Origin of the sequence: Albidovulum sp. (assembly GCF_049646345.1) — a bacterium.
Classification (GTDB): domain Bacteria; phylum Pseudomonadota; class Alphaproteobacteria; order Rhodobacterales; family Rhodobacteraceae; genus Albidovulum.
The window spans coordinates 1-1888 of record NZ_JBARVQ010000324.1 but is presented as its reverse complement, the minus strand read 5'-3'; the positions used below and the strand labels follow the sequence as shown (position 1 = coordinate 1888).

The 1888-nt window shown below is 64.9% G+C and carries 3 protein-coding genes; 1 reads left to right on the top strand and 2 read right to left on the bottom strand.

The genetic code is table 11. The features are described from left to right. On the top strand, positions 1 to 654 hold a 654-nt coding region (locus tag WBB85_RS08185; protein ID WP_432638129.1), incomplete at its 5' end, for a hypothetical protein. A gap of 3 nt (positions 655 to 657) precedes the next feature. Here WBB85_RS08185 and WBB85_RS08180 read toward each other — a convergent pair. Both WBB85_RS08180 and WBB85_RS08175 read right to left on the bottom strand, forming a co-directional pair. Continuing rightward, positions 658 to 1353 (bottom strand): hypothetical protein, encoded by a 696-nt coding sequence (locus WBB85_RS08180; protein ID WP_432638128.1) that lies wholly within the window; start codon positions 1351 to 1353, stop codon positions 658 to 660. Position 1354: 1 nt separating this feature from the next. Continuing rightward, a partial coding sequence (locus WBB85_RS08175) for a cupin domain-containing protein (protein ID WP_432638127.1) occupies positions 1355 to 1888 on the bottom strand: 534 nt, incomplete at its 5' end.

Sequence of the window (1888 nt, the reverse complement as noted above, 5' to 3'; positions counted from 1 at the left end):
CTGGCCAGCTTCGACGCCCCCGAGATCCGGGTGATCTGCTATGTGCGCGAACATCTGGATTACGCGATCTCGGGCTTTCGCCAGCTGGTGCAGAACCAGACCCGATTCGTCACCTTCGCCCGTCATGCCGGCGGGCTCGACAACATGGGCGGGTTCGTCAGACGCTGGGCCGACCTGGGCGACCTGTCGCTGAAGTGGTACAATCGGACCGAGCTCAAGAACGGCGACGTGATCGCTGATTTCTGCGATCAGGTCGGGATCGAGCCGGGCGCGATCCCGGACGGCGACATGAACCCCTCGATCGGCGGCAACCTGCTGGTCTACAAGCTGGCGGCCAATCACCTTGGCCTGCCCGGGCTCAGCTATCGGGACCTGCGCACGCTGGCCAGCGATCACGCCCGGTTCCGCGCGCCGTTCCATGTGTCCGACGCCGCCGCCGCCATGCTGCGCGCCACCAGCGCCTATAACCGCTCGCTGATCCGCCGGCTGGGCGAGGTCGAGATGAAATCCTGGGCACGTCATGCGCCATTGCCCGAAACAGACACTATTCAGGCTGATCTGGCGCTGATCCTGCCCGAGGCCGACGACGCCATGCGGGCGCGGCTGAGCGAGGCGATGACCGCCTCGGCGCCCTGGTTCGATCTGGCGGGCTAGGCCCTACCAGCTGTCCCGTGCCATCGCCTCTTCATAGAGCGCCTGAACCTTCGGATAGGTGGCCTTGATATGGGCGACGGTGTCGGGATCCAGATCGGAAACGCTCTGCCCCTCCTTCGACTTGTTGCGATGTTCCAGCTTGGCCAGATCGAAGGCGGCGTGATGGGAAAACCGCAGGGTCAGGTAGTCGCCGATCCGCTTCAGCGGCACCACGTCGAGCCGGGGAAAGCCGTCGGGCTGGTAGAATTTCATCAGCTTGCGGTCACGCATGTTGTAGAACCGCGCCTGCCGGGCGAACGTGTCGAACGACACCTCTGTCGCCATCAGCGCGGCGGGTTTCAGCCCGCCGGGATTGGCCGAGCGGCGGGTGCGCACCCTGTCCTTCTGCAAGTGCTTGTAATAGGACAGCATCAGGTCGACCGGGCTGCGGATCACCGCAAAGGCGAAGGGCGGCACCGGCAGCCCGTGCTTTTCCAGCAGTTCCAGCGCGGCGGGCGGCTTTTCGTGCCGCGTGCCGGCGTGGCAGGTCAGCTTGGCGGCGGCCTCGGGCGTGGTGGGCATGGCCAGTGCATGATCGCGCCCGCGATCGGGCACGAAGACGGTGACCGGATCGTCCAGCGCATTGATCAGGAACCGGGTCAGGGACATGCCGCCGGTCTTTTCCACGTGGATGAAGACGAATTCCTTTGTATAGAGCATGTTACCCCCGTGCGCCCTGCCCGCGGGCATAGATGTCCTCGTAGCGAACGATGTCGTCCTCGCCGAGATAGGAGCCGGTCTGCACCTCGATCAGCACCATGTTGACCTTGCCGGGGTTTTCCATCCGGTGCACGGCGCCCAGCGGGATGTAGACTGACTGGTTTTCGGTGATCAGGCGCACTTCCTTGTCCACCGTGACCCGCGCGGTGCCTTCCACCACGATCCAGTGTTCGGCACGGTGATGGTGGCTTTGCAGGCTGAGCGAGGCGCCCGGCTTGACCACGATCCGCTTGACCTGAAAGCGATCCCCCAGGATCAGGGTCTCGAAATGGCCCCATGGGCGATAGTCGACGGGCAGCGCCTCGGCCTGAATCGCCTGTTTCGCCTTCAGCGCGCTGACCGCCAGCGTCACGTCCTGCGCGCGGTCCATGCTGGCCAGCAGCACCGCGTCGGGCATGGCGATGGCGATGATGTTTTCAACGCCCAGCCCCACCAGCTCCTGGCCCGGGCTTTCCGATCGCATCAGCACGTTCCG

Bases quoted from the DNA above. Each gene is read 5' to 3' on its own strand.
- WBB85_RS08180 (WP_432638128.1), bottom strand. From the start codon at position 1,353: ATGCTCTATACAAAGGAATTCGTCTTCATCCACGTGGAAAAGACCGGC.